Origin of the sequence: Ramlibacter sp. (assembly GCF_036383835.1) — a bacterium.
In the GTDB taxonomy this organism is placed as follows: Bacteria; Pseudomonadota; Gammaproteobacteria; order Burkholderiales; family Burkholderiaceae_C; genus Ramlibacter.
In genome coordinates this window covers 1-12,581 of the sequence record NZ_DASVNN010000153.1, presented here as the reverse complement: position 1 = coordinate 12,581, position 12,581 = coordinate 1, and the positions used below count along the sequence as shown (strand labels likewise).

Here is a 12,581-nt window from a genome sequence, read left to right as displayed (position 1 = left end):
GAAGGCAGGGGCCGACGCCAAGTCGGCCCTCGACACGAAGGCCGTCACCGATGCGAAGGGCAGCGCCAATACCAAGGCGGCAACGCGCGTGAACCAGCGCACCCAGGCCCGCGGCAAGGCCGCGACGCCGGCCGCGAAGATGGGCGCCGGCGCCGAAGTGCAAGGCTCGGGCAGCCTGCAGACGCGCTAAGGAAGTTGTTGTCATTGCGGACTTGACCCCGGATCGGAGTCCGGGGCAGGCCCGCAATCCATGCAGCCTCGAACGCCTCCAGGGCGATCGGGGCATGGGTCCCGGGTCAAGCCCGGGACGACAAGGAAGCTACTTCTCCCCCGCCCCGAACAGCGCATCGAGCTTCTGCTCGAACGCGTGGTAGCCGATGCGGTCGTACAGTTCCTCGCGCGTCTGCATCCGGTCCACCACGTCGCGCTGGTGGCCGTCGCGGCGGATCGCCTGGTAGACCGCCTCGGCCGCCTTGTTCATCGCCCGGAAGGCCGACAGCGGATACAGCACCATCGCCACGCCCGCGCCTTCCAGCTCCTGCACGCTGAACAGCGGCGTCTTGCCGAATTCCGTGATGTTGGCCAGCAGCGGCACCCGCACCGCGTCCGCGAAACGGCGATAGGTGGCGAGGTCGTAGGCAGCTTCCGCGAAGACCGCGTCCGCACCCGCTTCCACGCAGGCCAGCGCCCGCTCGATCGCCGCGTCCACGCCGTGCACCGCGATCGCATCGGTGCGCGCGATCACCACGAACTCGTCGTCACCGCGCGCATCCACCGCCGCCTTCACGCGGTCGGCCATCTCGCCGGTGCTGACGATGTCCTTGCCGGGCCGGTGGCCGCAGCGCTTGGCGCCCGCCTGGTCCTCGATGTGGCAGGCCGCGGCGCCCGCCTGCACCAGGCTCTTGACCGTGCGCGCGATGTTGAAGGCGCTGGGCCCGAAGCCGGTGTCGATGTCCACCAGCAGCGGCAGTTCGCACACGTTCGTGATACGGCGCGTGTCGATCAGCACGTCCTCCAGGCCGATGATGCCCAGGTCCGGCAGGCCCAGCGAACCCGCCGACACGCCGCCGCCGGACAGGTAGATCGCGCGGTATCCGGCTCGCTGCGCGAGCAGCGCGTGGTTGGCATTGATCGCCCCGACGATCTGCAGCGGCCGCTCGGTGGCCAGCGCCGTGCGGAAACGCGCGCCTGCGGAAGGAGAAGAAGTGCTCATGGGTCGAGTGTGCCGCAGCTTCTCAAGCCTGCCAGACCCAGGGACGCGCCACGCGCTGGCGCGCCTGGAAGGCGTCGATCGCGGCGGCATGCTGCAGCGTCACGCCGATCGGGTCCAGCCCTTGCAGCAACGCCTCGCGCCGCAGCGGCTCCACGGTGAAGGACACCGTCTCGCCCCAGGGGGTCTCGATGCGCTGCGCGCGCAGGTCGACGGTGAGGGTCGCGCGCTCCGGCGTTTCCGCCGTCGCGGCGGCGAGCTTGTCGTGGAAGACCCGCACCACGTCGGCGGGCAGCCGGATCGGCAGCACGCCGTTCTGGAAGCAGTTGCCGAAGAAGATCTCGCCGAAGGATGGCGCGATCACGCAGCGCACGCCCATGCCGGCCACCGCCCACACGGCGTTCTCGCGCGAGCTGCCGCAGCCGAAGTTCTCGCCCGCCACCAGGATGCCGGCGCCGCGAAAGGGCGCGCGGTGGAACACGAAGTCGGCACGTTCGCCGCCGTCGGCGTCGTAGCGCTCCATCTCGAAAGCCCAGCGGCCCATCTCCTCGCGCGGCGTCCGGGCGCAGCGCTCGATGCGGATGATGCGGTCGGTGTCGACGTTGGCGTTGGGATAGGGTGCGGCGACCGCGCGCAGCGTCTCGAATTTCTGCATCTCACCAGCTCCTGACATCGACGATGGCGCCGGCGATCGCCGCGGCCGCGGCCATCTCCGGACTCGCCAGGTGCGTGCGCGCGCCGGGCCCCTGCCGGCCGACGAAGTTGCGGTTGGAGGTGGAGACGCAGCGCTGGCCCTCGGGCACCAGTTCGCCGTTGGCGCCCACGCACAGCGAGCAGCCCGGCTCGCGCCACTGCAGGCCGGCGGCGAGGAAGATCTCGTGCAGTCCCTCGGCCTCGGCTTGCCGCTTGATGCGCTCGGAGCCCGGCACCACCCAGGCTTCCACGTGCGATGCGACGCGCCGTCCCTCGACGATGCGCGCGGCACGCCGCAGATCGGGCAGGCGCGAGTTGGTGCAGGAGCCGATGAACACGCGGTCGATGCGCGTGCCGGCGATCGGCCGTCCGCCCTGCAGGCCCATGTAGGCCAGCGCTTCGCCCCAGGCCTGGCGGCGCGCGTCGTCGGGCGCGCTGCGCGGATAGGGGATGTCGCCGTCGACCCGGATCACCTGCTCGGGGCTGGTGCCCCAGGTGACGTGCGGCGCCAGCGTACTGCAGTCGAGGCTCACCTCCGCGTCGAAACGCACATCGCGGTCCGTGGCGAGCGTGCGCCAGAAAGCGATGGCCTGGTCCCACATCGCGCCGCGCGGCGCATGCGGCCGGCCCTGCAGCCAGGAGAAGGTGGTCTCGTCGGGCGCGATCATGCCGACCTTGGCGCCGGACTCGATCGACAGGTTGGACAGCGTCAGGCGCCCTTCCATGTCGAGCGCGCGCACCGCCTCGCCCGCGTACTCCAGCGCGTAGCCGGTGGCGCCGGCGGTGCCGATCTTGCCGATCAGCGCGAGGATCATGTCCTTGGCGCTGACGCCGGCCGGCAGCGTGCCGGTGAATTCGGCGCGCATGGTCTTCGGGCGGCGCTGCGGCAGTGTCTGCGTCGCCAGCACGTGCTGGATCTCGGTCGCGCCGATGCCGAAGGCGATGGCGCCCAGCGCGCCGTGGGTGCAGGTGTGGCTGTCGCCGCAGACGATGGTGAGGCCCGGCAGCGAGATGCCCAGCTCGGGGCCGACCACGTGCACGATGCCGTTGCCTTCGCGGCCCACGTCGTAGAGGCGCACGCCGGTGCGCGCCGTCTCCTCGCGCAGCAGCTGCACCAGCTGGTCGGCCCAGGGCGCGATGCCGCCGGTGCGGCCGGGCCGCGTCTCCACCAGGTGGTCGGGCGTGGCGAAGTTCAGTTCGGGATGGCGCACGGGCAGGCCGCGCTTGAGCACCTGCGCGATCGACTCGCCGCCGTGCATGTCGTGCAGCAGGTGGCGGTCGACGTGCAGCAGGTCGATGCCGGGGGCGAGCTCGTCGACGACGTGCTCGTCCCAGACCTTGTCGAACAGCGTCCTTGCGCTCATTGCGTCCAGCGCTTCTCGAACTCCCAGACGTCGGGGAAACCGACCAGCTCGTGCATCTTCTTCATGTCGTAGGCGGACGCCGGGCTGCCCTGGGTCGTACCCTTGGCCTGCAGGTGGGCCAGCGCGGATTCCATCGCGGCGCAGGCCGACTGCATCGTGATGCCCGGCCAGATCGCCAGCGAGAAGCCCAGCGCCTTCAGGCGTGCCGCGGAGAGCTCCGGCGAGCGGCCGGTGGGCACCATGTTGGCGATGAGGCGCGCGCCGCAACCGGCGAGCTCGGCACCGACGCGCTCGAACTCCTGCTCGCTCTCGGGCGACTCGACGAACACGATGTCGGCGCCGGCCTTGGCGAAGGCCTTGCCGCGCGCGATCGCCTCGTCGAGACCGAGGCCGGTGCGGGCGTCGGTGCGCGCGATGACCAGGAAGTTCTCGCTGCGGCGCGAGTCCACCGCCACTTCGATGCGGCGCACGGCTTCGGACAGGGGCACCACGCGGCGGTTCGGCGTGTGGCCGCACTTCTTGGGCGACTCCTGGTCTTCCAGCTGGATCGCCTGCACGCCGGCTTCCTCGTATCCGCGCACCGTGTGGCGGATGTTGATGAGTCCGCCGAAGCCGGTGTCGGCATCGGCGATCAGAGGCTTGGAGATGCCGTGCGCGATGGTGCGGGCACGGCTCACGAAGTCGGTGAAGCCGGCGAGTCCCGCATCCGGCTGGCCCAGGTGGGACGTCGAGACGCCGTAGCCCGTCATGTACAGCGCGTGGAAGTCCATGCGGTCGGCGATCTTCGCGCCGAGCATTTCGTAGACGCCGGGCGCGACGACGAAGTCGCCGCGCTCGAGGATCGCGCGCAGGGTTCCGGGACGGGCGGGGCAGGCAGCTTCGGTCATGCAGTGCTTCGTGGTGCGATGTTCATTCGGCGACGGCGCCGGAGTCCTTCACGGCCTTGCCCCACTTGGGCACGTCGCGCTGCAGGGCCTTGGTGAAGTCGGCCTGCGACGACGCCACGACCTCGAGGCCGATCTTGGCGAGGCGCTCCTTGGTATCCGGCTGGTTCAGCGCCGCGGCGATCTCGGAGTTCAGCTTGTTCGCGATGTCGGCGGGGATGCCGGCAGGGCCGACCACGGCCAGCCAGCTGTCGCCTTCGAAGGGAATGCCGTTTTCGGCGAAGGTCGGCACGTCGGGCAGCGCGGGCGAGCGCTTCGACGACGCGAGGCCCAGCGCGCGCACCTTGCCGGAGTGGATGTGCGGCAGCGCGGTGTTGACGCTCACGGCGGTCAGCTGCACGTCACCGGCCAGCAGCGCCTGCACCGCGGGCGCGCCGCCCTTGTAGGGCACGTGCACCATGTCCAGTCCGCCGGCGGCGGCGCGGAACAGTTCCAGCGTGAGGTGCGAGCCGTTGCCGGTGCCCGCGGAGGAATAGGTCAGCTTGCCGGGATGGCTCTTCACCAGCGCGACGAATTCCTTGGGCGTCTTCGCGGCGACCGAGGGATGGACCATGATCACCGTGGGGAAGGTGGCCGCCAGCGTGATCGGCGTGAAGTCCTTGAACACGTCGTACTGCAGCTTGGCGCCGTACAGCGTGGGCGCGATCGCGTGGGTGCCGTTGTCGGCCACCACCAGCGTGTAGCCGTCGGGTGCCGATTTCGCCACCAGCGCGCTCGCGACCGTTCCGCCGGCGCCGGCCTTGTTCTCCACCACGACCTGCTGCCCGATGCGCTCCGACAGCTTCTGCGCCAGGATGCGGCCGAAGGCGTCCGAGTTGCCGCCCGCCGCATGCGGCACGATCAGCTTGATCGGCCGGGACGGGAAGGTGTCCGCGTGCGCGGCGAAAGGCAGGGCCGCGGCGGCGGCCAGCGCGCAGAGGGCGTGAAGCGCCTGGCGGCGCAGGGGGCGGTTCGTCATGCTGTCTCCTGGAGTGGTGCCGGCGTCGCCGGTCATCATATAAACATGATGATGTCATCATAGAAGTATGATGACGAGGCTGTCCATCAGGGTTCACCCGTGAAGAGCCAAGCTGTCCCCCTTCCTCCTGCCGGTCTGGCGCGCACCGGCACCGCCCTGCACCGCCAGGTCTACCTGGTGTTGCGCGACCGCCTGCTGTCCGGTGCCATCGCACCGGAGGCGCAGCTGCCGCCGGAGCCGATGCTGTGCGAGCAGTTCGGCGTGTCGCGCATCACGCTGCGCCGCGCCGTCGCCGACCTGGAAGAGGAAGGCCTGCTGCGCCGCGTGCAGGGACGCGGCACCTTCGCCACCGCGCCGGCGGCCCCGGCGCATGCGCGCTCCGAAGGCTACGTGGACGACGTGCGCCAACTGTCCACCGACACCTCGGTCAAGGTGCTGGAACTGGACATGCTGCAGGCGCCACCCTGGGTGGCCGCGCGCCTGCAGATCGCCGCGGGCGAGACGGTGCAGCGCTCGGTGCGCGTGCGCCTGCGCCACGGCGTGCCGGTGGTGCTGCTGACGGCGTGGGTGCCGCAGCGCTGGTCGGAAGGCATCACCCGCGCGGACCTGGCGCGCCGGCCGCTCAACGAGCTGCTGCGCCAGCGCGGCTTGCGTTTCGGCCGCGTGCTGCAGGAGATCTGCGCCTGCCTGGCCGATCCGCTGCAGGCGCAGAGACTGGAAGTGTCGGTGGGGGCCGCCTTGCTGCAGGTGGATCGCCTGGTGCACGACCGCGAAGGCGCGCCGGTGGAGTTCGTCGGCATGACGCTGTCCTCGGAGCGCTCGCGCATGGTGCTGGACACGCCGGCGGAACTGGTGGAACACGTGAGCAGCGGGCGGTTCGTGCACAACGAGGCGCCTCGAGGGGCGGTGGCGCGGCGCTGACGTCCGTTGCGGGATCGCTGGGGTTGCACCCCAGCCTACGAAGAGCGTCGGGGTTCGGCTTCGCGCTCACCGCCGACCTACGAAGACAGGCATTTCCCCGTAGGTCGGGGTGAGCGGCGAAGCCCGAACCCCGACGCGCTGCCTCACTCCGAAGGCCGCCGTCCCTCGAAAGCATCCTGCAGCAAAGCCCGGATCGCGCCACGCTCCAGCGCCCGCGGATTCGGATACTGGTTCTGCAACGCGATGTCGCAGGCCCGGTCCAGGTCTTCGGCCTTCATGCCGATGTCGCGCAGCGCCACCGGCGCGCCGTTGTCCTTCGCCAGGTCGAACACCGCCTGCGCCGCGCTCCTGCCTTGCAGCGCGCGGACTATGCGGCGCATCGCTTCCGGCGCCGCCTTCGCGTTGTAGGCCAGCGCGTGCGGCAGCACCACGGTGTGCGTCTCCGCGTGCGGCAGGTTGAAGCTGCCGCCCAGCGTGTGGCACAGCTTGTGGTGCAGCGCCATGCCGACGTTGCCCAGCACGATGCCGCACAGCCAGGCGCCATACAGCGCATCGCCGCGGGCTTCCATGTCCTGCGCGTTCGCGCGGATGCCGGGCAGCGCGCGGCCCAGCGCGCGGATGCCCTCTTCCGCCATCAGGTCCATCACCGGGTTGGCGTCGACCGAGTACAGGCCCTCGGCCGCGTGCGCGATCGCGTTCAGGCCGCTGGTGACGCTCAGCCCCACCGGCAGCGACAGCGTGAGCTCGGGGTCGTAGATCACGGTGCGCGGCAACACCTTCGCGTCGCGGCCGGTCTTCTTCAGGCCGCCCTCGGTGATGCCGTAGATCGGCGTCATCTCGCTGCCCGCGTAGGTGGTCGGGATCGCCAGGATCGGCAGCCCCGAGTCGAGCGCGATCGCCTTGCCCAGGCCGGTGGTGGAACCACCGCCCACGGCCACCGCGCAGTCGGCGTCGAGCTTGCGCGCCACTTCGCGCGCCTCGCGCGCCGTCTCGATCGGCACGTGCATCACGGCGCGGTCGAAGACGCCGGCCGCTTTCGCTCCCAGCATGTCGGCGATGCGTTCGGCGGACGCGCGTTGCTCCGGCGTGGACAGCACCAGCGCACGCCGCGCGCCGAGTGCCTCGATCTCCTGGCCCAGTTGCGACAGCGAACCCGGGCCGAACACCACGCGCCCGGGCTGGCCGTTGTAGACGAATCTTTTCATGATGGGCGCCTCGCTCGCGCGGGCATTGTGCTCCTCGCGTTCAGGCGGGCGGGAAACCCGCCTGCTGCGGCCAGAGGTTCTGGAAGGGATGGACCGAGACCTGCGCGTACAGGCCCGCGCGCGTGAAGGGTTCGTCCTCCTGCCAGCGCTCGGCCGCCGCGCGATCGGGGAAGTCGATCGCCAGCAGGCTGCCGATCATGGTCTGGCCGTCGTCGGCGAGCAGCGGTCCGGCGAAGGCCATGCGGCCGGCGACCTGCGCGAGATAGGCCTTGTGTTCGGGCCGCACGCGCTGCCGCAGATCGCCGGCGCCGGGGCGGTCCAGCAGGTGGAAGACAAAGATCATTTGCCGGCCTCTTCGATGCCGGCCGAACGCGCGACCGCGCGGATCACCGCGGCGTAGTCGAGTCCCGCATCGCCCTGTGCCGCCGCCGCATGCAGCAACTGGCTGACGCCGGCGGTGAGCGCGAGCGGCACGTGCAATCCGGCGCCGGCTTCGAGGATCAGGCCGACGTCCTTCTGCATCTGTTCGACCGTGAAGGTGGGCGTGTAGTCGCGTTCGCGCAGCTGCTGCGCCTTGGCCTTGACGATCGGCGAGCCGACGGCGCTGGCGCAGATCACGTCCCACATCTGCTTCCAGTCGAGGCCGCCCTTCGCGCCGAGCGCGAGCGCCTCCGACAGCATGCCGCTGGTGGCCGCGATCATCAGGTTGACGATCAGCTTCATCAGGCGCGCCTGATCGGCGTCGCCGAGATGGAACTGCGTGGGACCCCAGGTCGCGAGCAGCGGCTTCACGCGAGCGTAGGCGGACTCGGGACCGGACGCCATCACGGTGAGCTGCGCCGCCTCGGCCATCTTGTTGTTGCCGGAGACGGTGGCGCGCACGTGCGCGATGTTGCGCGCCGCGCAGGCCGCCGCCGCTTCGGCGCTGGCCGCCAGCGACACCGTGCTGGTGTCGACGTACACCGTGCCGGCGGCCGCGTGCGACGCGACTTCCCGCGCGACGGCGAGCAGCGCCGCGTCGTGCGGCAGCGAGGAGATCACGACCTCCGCGCCGTCCAGCGCCCGCGCCAGGCTGTCCGCCACGCGCAGGCCGGCGGAACGGGCCTGCGCGCGTGCGGCTTCGCTGTTGTCGAACACCGCCAGCGCGTGGCCCGCGGCCGCGAGATGCCGCGCCATGGGCAAGCCCATCTTGCCTACGCCGATCACTGCCAGTTTCAAGCCGCGCTCCCGTCCCGCTGTTTCAGTTCGCCTTGAGGTTGGCCGTCTTCGCGATCTGGGCGGCCGACTCCATCTCCGCCTTGATGTAGGTGTTGAAGGCGGCCGGTTCCATGGTGAAGGCATCGGCACCGAGCGCTGCCAGGCGCGCCTTCACTTCCGGCGAGCCGATCGCCTTGACCGCTTCGTCGTGCAGGCGCTTGACGATGGGGGCGGGCGTGGCGGAGGGCACGATCATGCCGACCCACAGCGTGTAGTCGGAGTCGGGCACGCCCGCTTCCACCGTCGTCGGCACGTTGGGCAGCGCGGGCGCGCGCTGCGCCGAGCTCACGGCCAGGGCCTGCAGCTTGCCGTCCTTGATCAGCGGCAGGGACGAGGCGAGCGGCGCGAAGAACCAGTCGTTGCGGCCGCCGATCACGTCGGTGAGCGCTTCCGGCGTGCCCTTGAAGGGCACGTGCTGCGCGTCGATGCCGGCGCGCAGCTTGAACTTCTCGGCGTTCATGTGCGTCGCGCTGCCGGTGCCGGCGGAGGCGTAGTTCATCTGCCCCGGCTTGGCCTTCGCGGCGGCGACGACGTCGGCCACGCTCTTCCAGCCGCGCGCGGGCGACACCACCATCACGTTGGGCACGGCGGCCAGCGGCGTGACGCCGGTCAGGTCCTTCACCGTGTCGTAAGGCAGGTTGGGATAGATCGCCGGGTTCAGCGCGTGGCCCGAGGAGTGGATCAGGATGGTGTAGCCGTCGGCCTCGCTCTTGGCGACCAGACCAGCGCCGATGGTGCCGCCGGCGCCCGGCTTGTTCTCGATGATCACCGGCTGGCCGAGGCCCTTGGCCATCTGCTCCGCGACGGTGCGCCCGATGATGTCGGTGACGCTGCCCGCGGTGAAGGGCACGACCATCTTGATCGGCTTGCCCGGGAAGGCGCCTTGCGCGAAGGCACCGCCGGCGACGAGGGTGGCGGCCAGGAGGCCGAGGATTCGCTTCATGTCTTGTCTCCTATGGATTGCTTTACGGAACAGGCAGCGAAAGAACGAAGGGGGCTCAGGACTCCAGGCCGTCGCCCATCTTGACGTTGTCGGGTGTGAGTTCGAGGCCGGCGTCCTTCGCCGTCTCCACCAGCAGCACGGCGAAGTCGATGTCCTCGTAGCCGCGGCCCACCAGGCGCGCGACCGATTCGCGCGTCGCCGCGGCGGCGGGCATCGCGACGCCGTGCGCCCTCGCCGCGCCCATGCCCAGGTCCATGTCCTTCAGCAGCAGCTTGGGCGTGAAGGTCACCTGGTCGAAGGTGAGGTTGGAGAGCATCGGCGTCTTGTACCGGGTGTACATGGAACCGAGCACGGAGTCGTTGATGCTCTCGAGGAAGACGTGGCGCGGGATGCCGGCCTTCTCGGCCAGCACGGTGATCTCGCAGAGGTTCTGGATGATCACGCCGAACATGGTGTTGTGGGCGATCTTCCAGATGCGGGCCAGCTCGCCCTCGCCCACCCACATCTCCTTGCGGCCCATGGCCTGCAGGCAGGGCTTGACCTTCTCGTACAGCGCCTTCGGGCCGGAAGCGACGATCAGCAGCTTGCCCGCCTTGGCGACCTTCGCGTTGCCGGAGACCGGCGCGCACAGGTAGGCGATGCCCAGCGCTTCCAGCCGCGTGCGGATCTCGGCGGAGCCTTCCTGCGAGATCGAGGAGCTGTCGACCACCACCTTCGGCTTGCTGGCGCCGGTCACCAGGCCGCCTTCGCCGAACAGCACTTCCTTGAGGTCGTCGGTGGTGGACACCATGGTGAAGACCGTCTCGCAGCCGGCGAGATCGATCTTGTTGCGCACGATCTCGGCGCCGTATTCCGCCAGCGGCTCGGCCTTGCTGCGGGTGCGGTTCCACACGCTCACCCCGTGGCCGGCCTTGAGCAGCCGCTTGACCATCGCCTCGCCCATGCGGCCGAGGCCGATCCATCCGATCTGAGTCGCCATGCCTTGTCGTCCTTGGTATGAAGGTTCCGGCGCAGTGTCCGCCGCGCGACTGGGGGTTGCAAGGTGGAAACCCGGAATTCAGTTTTCCGGGGGCGGGAAAATATCCCCGTCATCCCCGTCATCCCCGTCATCCCCGTCATCCCCGCGCAGACGGGGATCCAGGGCGTCCCAAAGAAAAAGCGGCCTCGCGGCCGCTTTTTCAGGAAGCTCTGGGCCCCCGCCTGCGCGGGGGTGACGGGGTTCAGTCGACGCTGGCGCCCGAGGCCTTCACCACCTGGCTCCACTTCGCCGATTCCTTGCGGATGAACTCGGCGAACTGCTCCGGCTTCTCGCCGTAAGGCTCCGCGCCCTGCTCGGCCAGCTTCTTCTTCACTTCCGGATCCGCCAGCACCTTCACCAGCGCGGTGTTCAGGCGCGTGACGATGGGCGCGGGCGTGTTCGCCGGGGCGAACATGCCGAACCACGAGGTGGCTTCGTAACCGGGCACGCCGGCTTCGGCGATGGTCGGCACGTCGGGCAGCTCGGGCGAGCGCTTGGCGGTGGTCACCGCGATCGGGCGCAGCTTGCCGCTGCGAACGTGCTGGATCGCCGAGGGCATGTTGTCGAACATGATGTCGATCTGGCCGCCGATGAGGTCGGTGACGGCGGGCGCGCTGCCCTTGTAGGGCACGTGCACCATCTCCACCTTGGCCATCGTGTCGAACAGCTCGCCCGAGAGGTGGATCGAACTGCCGTTGCCGGAGGAGCCGAAGCTCACCTTGCCCGGGTGCGCCTTGGCATAGGCGATCAGTTCCTTCACGTTCTTGTAGGGACGCGACGGGTTGGCCACCAGCAGGTTGGGCACCATCGCCACGCGCGTCAGCGGCGCGAAGTCCTTGATCGGGTCGAAGGGCATCTTCTTGTACAGCGCCGCATTGATCGCGTGCGTGCCCACGGTGCCCATGAACAGCGTGTAGCCGTCGGGCGAGGCCTTGGCCGCCAGCGCGCCGCCGATGTTGCCGCCGGCGCCGGCGCGGTTGTCGACCACCACCGGCTGGCCCAGCTCCTTCTTCAGGGCATCGCCGACCACGCGGGCCAGGATGTCGGTGGTGCCGCCGGCCGCGAAGGGCACGACGATCGTGATGGGCTTGGCGGGATAGGCCTCGGCCGCCGCGGGTCCTGCGGCGAGCGTGCCGGCGGCCGCCGTGGCGGCCAGCGCCAGCGCGAAACCGCGCCGGGTGATTGCGTTTGCGTGTTTCATCTCTTTGCTACTACTTTCACGGGGGGAAATCAGACGGGCGCGAGGCCCAGCGTGGTGCCGCCGCAGACGTACATCACCTGGCCGGTGACGAAGCCGTTCTCGGGCGCGAGGAAGAACAGCGCGGCGCGCGCGACGTCCTCGGGCGTGCCCATGCGCTTGACCACGATGCTGTCCAGGATGCGCTGCGTGCGCGGCGCGCCCTCGGGGTTGCTCTGGCGGAACAGCTCGGTGGCGATCGGCCCGGGGGCGATCGCGTTGACGGTGATGCCGTCGCCGCCCAGTTCCATCGCCATCGTGCGCGTCATGCCGACGAGGCCGGCCTTGGCCGCGGAATAGGCGATGCGCTCGGTCTTGCCGAGCGCGGCGCGCGAGGCCATGTTGACGATGCGGCCGCGGCCGCACGCGCGCAGCGAAGGCAGGCAGGCCTGCGTGAGCAGCAGGGTGGCCTGCAGGGTGAGCGCGTTGACGTAGGCGAGGTCTTCGGCGGTCTGCGTGTCGACGGTGCCGGGGCGCGTGGCGCCGGCGTTGTTGACGAGCGCGGTGACGTCGAACTCGCGCGCGATGCGCGCACCCGCATCGCGCGTCTGGTCGGCGCGCGTGAGGTCGGCCTGGAAGGAGGACAGCTGCGGATGCGACCAGTCGGGCAGCTTGTAGTCGAGATTGACGACGTGCCGGCCTTGCGCGAACAGCGCTTCGGCGATGGCGCGGCCGATGCCGGAACTGGCGCCGGTGACGAGGGTGGCTTGTTGCTTCATGGGAAATGGATGCCTTGCTCCTTCCCCCTCCGGGGGAAGGTTGGGATGGGGGCGCTTCTTCAGCGAGCGCCGCGAGCGCCCCCCCCCTGCCCTCCCCCCGAGGGGGAGGGAA

14 protein-coding genes are annotated in these 12,581 nt (G+C 70.1%); 2 read left to right on the top strand and 12 right to left on the bottom strand.

Annotated elements, in window-relative coordinates:
* A partial coding sequence (locus tag VF522_RS23880) for a hypothetical protein (protein ID WP_330910839.1) occupies window positions 1-190 on the top strand: 190 nt, incomplete at its 5' end.
* A 129-nt stretch (window positions 191-319) separates the two neighbouring features.
* Here the strand turns inward: VF522_RS23880 and prpB are convergent.
* Genes prpB through VF522_RS23855 form a run of 5 tightly spaced genes read right to left on the bottom strand, consistent with a single transcriptional unit; the run spans window position 320 to window position 5,169 of the window.
* Window positions 320-1,213 (bottom strand): methylisocitrate lyase, encoded by an 894-nt coding sequence (gene prpB, locus VF522_RS23875; RefSeq protein ID WP_330910838.1) that lies wholly within the window; start codon window positions 1,211-1,213, stop codon window positions 320-322.
* 22 nt (window positions 1,214-1,235) lie between these two features.
* Complete coding sequence (gene leuD / locus VF522_RS23870; protein WP_330910837.1) at window positions 1,236-1,865, bottom strand: 3-isopropylmalate dehydratase small subunit; 630 nt, start codon at window positions 1,863-1,865, stop codon at window positions 1,236-1,238.
* 1 nt (window position 1,866) lies between these two features.
* A complete protein-coding gene (gene leuC, locus VF522_RS23865) occupies window positions 1,867-3,267 on the bottom strand; it encodes a 3-isopropylmalate dehydratase large subunit (protein WP_330910836.1) in 1,401 nt (466 codons plus the stop codon).
* Window positions 3,264-4,154, bottom strand: a complete 891-nt coding sequence (locus tag VF522_RS23860) for an isocitrate lyase/PEP mutase family protein (RefSeq protein WP_330910835.1) — start codon at window positions 4,152-4,154, stop codon at window positions 3,264-3,266. Before VF522_RS23860 ends, leuC begins: the two co-directional genes overlap by 4 nt.
* A gap of 22 nt (window positions 4,155-4,176) precedes the next feature.
* Entirely contained in the window at window positions 4,177-5,169 is a 993-nt protein-coding gene (locus tag VF522_RS23855) for a tripartite tricarboxylate transporter substrate binding protein (protein WP_330910834.1), read from the bottom strand.
* Window positions 5,170-5,268: 99 nt separating this feature from the next.
* On the opposite strand from VF522_RS23855, the gene VF522_RS23850 reads away from it, so the two are divergent.
* On the top strand, window positions 5,269-6,090 hold the full coding sequence (locus VF522_RS23850; RefSeq protein WP_330910833.1) for a GntR family transcriptional regulator: 822 nt from the start codon (window positions 5,269-5,271) through the stop codon (window positions 6,088-6,090).
* 143 nt (window positions 6,091-6,233) lie between these two features.
* On the opposite strand, the gene VF522_RS23845 is transcribed toward VF522_RS23850, so the two are convergent.
* The 7 genes from VF522_RS23845 to VF522_RS23815 all read right to left on the bottom strand — a co-directional run bounded on the left by VF522_RS23845 (window position 6,234) and on the right by VF522_RS23815 (window position 12,469).
* Window positions 6,234-7,295 (bottom strand): maleylacetate reductase, encoded by a 1,062-nt coding sequence (locus VF522_RS23845; RefSeq protein ID WP_330910832.1) that lies wholly within the window; start codon window positions 7,293-7,295, stop codon window positions 6,234-6,236.
* A 40-nt stretch (window positions 7,296-7,335) separates the two neighbouring features.
* Window positions 7,336-7,638, bottom strand: coding sequence for a YciI family protein (locus tag VF522_RS23840; RefSeq protein WP_330910831.1), 303 nt, complete (start codon window positions 7,636-7,638; stop codon window positions 7,336-7,338).
* A complete protein-coding gene (locus VF522_RS23835; protein WP_330910830.1) occupies window positions 7,635-8,513 on the bottom strand; it encodes an NAD(P)-dependent oxidoreductase in 879 nt (292 codons plus the stop codon). Before VF522_RS23835 ends, VF522_RS23840 begins: the two co-directional genes overlap by 4 nt.
* A 22-nt stretch (window positions 8,514-8,535) precedes the next feature.
* Window positions 8,536-9,495 carry a tripartite tricarboxylate transporter substrate binding protein gene (locus VF522_RS23830; RefSeq protein ID WP_330910829.1) on the bottom strand — a complete coding sequence of 320 codons (960 nt, stop codon included), beginning with the start codon at window positions 9,493-9,495 and terminating at the stop codon, window positions 8,536-8,538.
* 55 nt (window positions 9,496-9,550) lie between these two features.
* Complete coding sequence (locus tag VF522_RS23825) at window positions 9,551-10,474, bottom strand: NAD(P)-dependent oxidoreductase (protein ID WP_330910828.1); 924 nt, start codon at window positions 10,472-10,474, stop codon at window positions 9,551-9,553.
* Between the two features lie 241 nt (window positions 10,475-10,715).
* Complete coding sequence (locus VF522_RS23820; RefSeq protein ID WP_330910827.1) at window positions 10,716-11,714, bottom strand: tripartite tricarboxylate transporter substrate binding protein; 999 nt, start codon at window positions 11,712-11,714, stop codon at window positions 10,716-10,718.
* A 29-nt stretch (window positions 11,715-11,743) separates the two neighbouring features.
* Window positions 11,744-12,469, bottom strand: coding sequence for an SDR family oxidoreductase (locus VF522_RS23815; RefSeq protein WP_330910826.1), 726 nt, complete (start codon window positions 12,467-12,469; stop codon window positions 11,744-11,746).
* Window positions 12,470-12,581 lie beyond the last annotated feature (112 nt).

Bases quoted from the DNA above. Each gene is read 5' to 3' on its own strand.
- prpB (WP_330910838.1), bottom strand. From the start codon at position 1,213: ATGAGCACTTCTTCTCCTTCCGCAGGCGCGCGTTTCCGCACGGCGCTG.
- leuD (WP_330910837.1), bottom strand. From the start codon at position 1,865: ATGCAGAAATTCGAGACGCTGCGCGCGGTCGCCGCACCCTATCCCAAC.
- leuC (WP_330910836.1), bottom strand. From the start codon at position 3,267: ATGAGCGCAAGGACGCTGTTCGACAAGGTCTGGGACGAGCACGTCGTC.
- VF522_RS23860 (WP_330910835.1), bottom strand. From the start codon at position 4,154: ATGACCGAAGCTGCCTGCCCCGCCCGTCCCGGAACCCTGCGCGCGATC.
- VF522_RS23855 (WP_330910834.1), bottom strand. From the start codon at position 5,169: ATGACGAACCGCCCCCTGCGCCGCCAGGCGCTTCACGCCCTCTGCGCG.
- VF522_RS23845 (WP_330910832.1), bottom strand. From the start codon at position 7,295: ATGAAAAGATTCGTCTACAACGGCCAGCCCGGGCGCGTGGTGTTCGGC.
- VF522_RS23840 (WP_330910831.1), bottom strand. From the start codon at position 7,638: ATGATCTTTGTCTTCCACCTGCTGGACCGCCCCGGCGCCGGCGATCTG.
- VF522_RS23830 (WP_330910829.1), bottom strand. From the start codon at position 9,495: ATGAAGCGAATCCTCGGCCTCCTGGCCGCCACCCTCGTCGCCGGCGGT.
- VF522_RS23825 (WP_330910828.1), bottom strand. From the start codon at position 10,474: ATGGCGACTCAGATCGGATGGATCGGCCTCGGCCGCATGGGCGAGGCG.
- VF522_RS23820 (WP_330910827.1), bottom strand. From the start codon at position 11,714: ATGAAACACGCAAACGCAATCACCCGGCGCGGTTTCGCGCTGGCGCTG.
- VF522_RS23815 (WP_330910826.1), bottom strand. From the start codon at position 12,469: ATGAAGCAACAAGCCACCCTCGTCACCGGCGCCAGTTCCGGCATCGGC.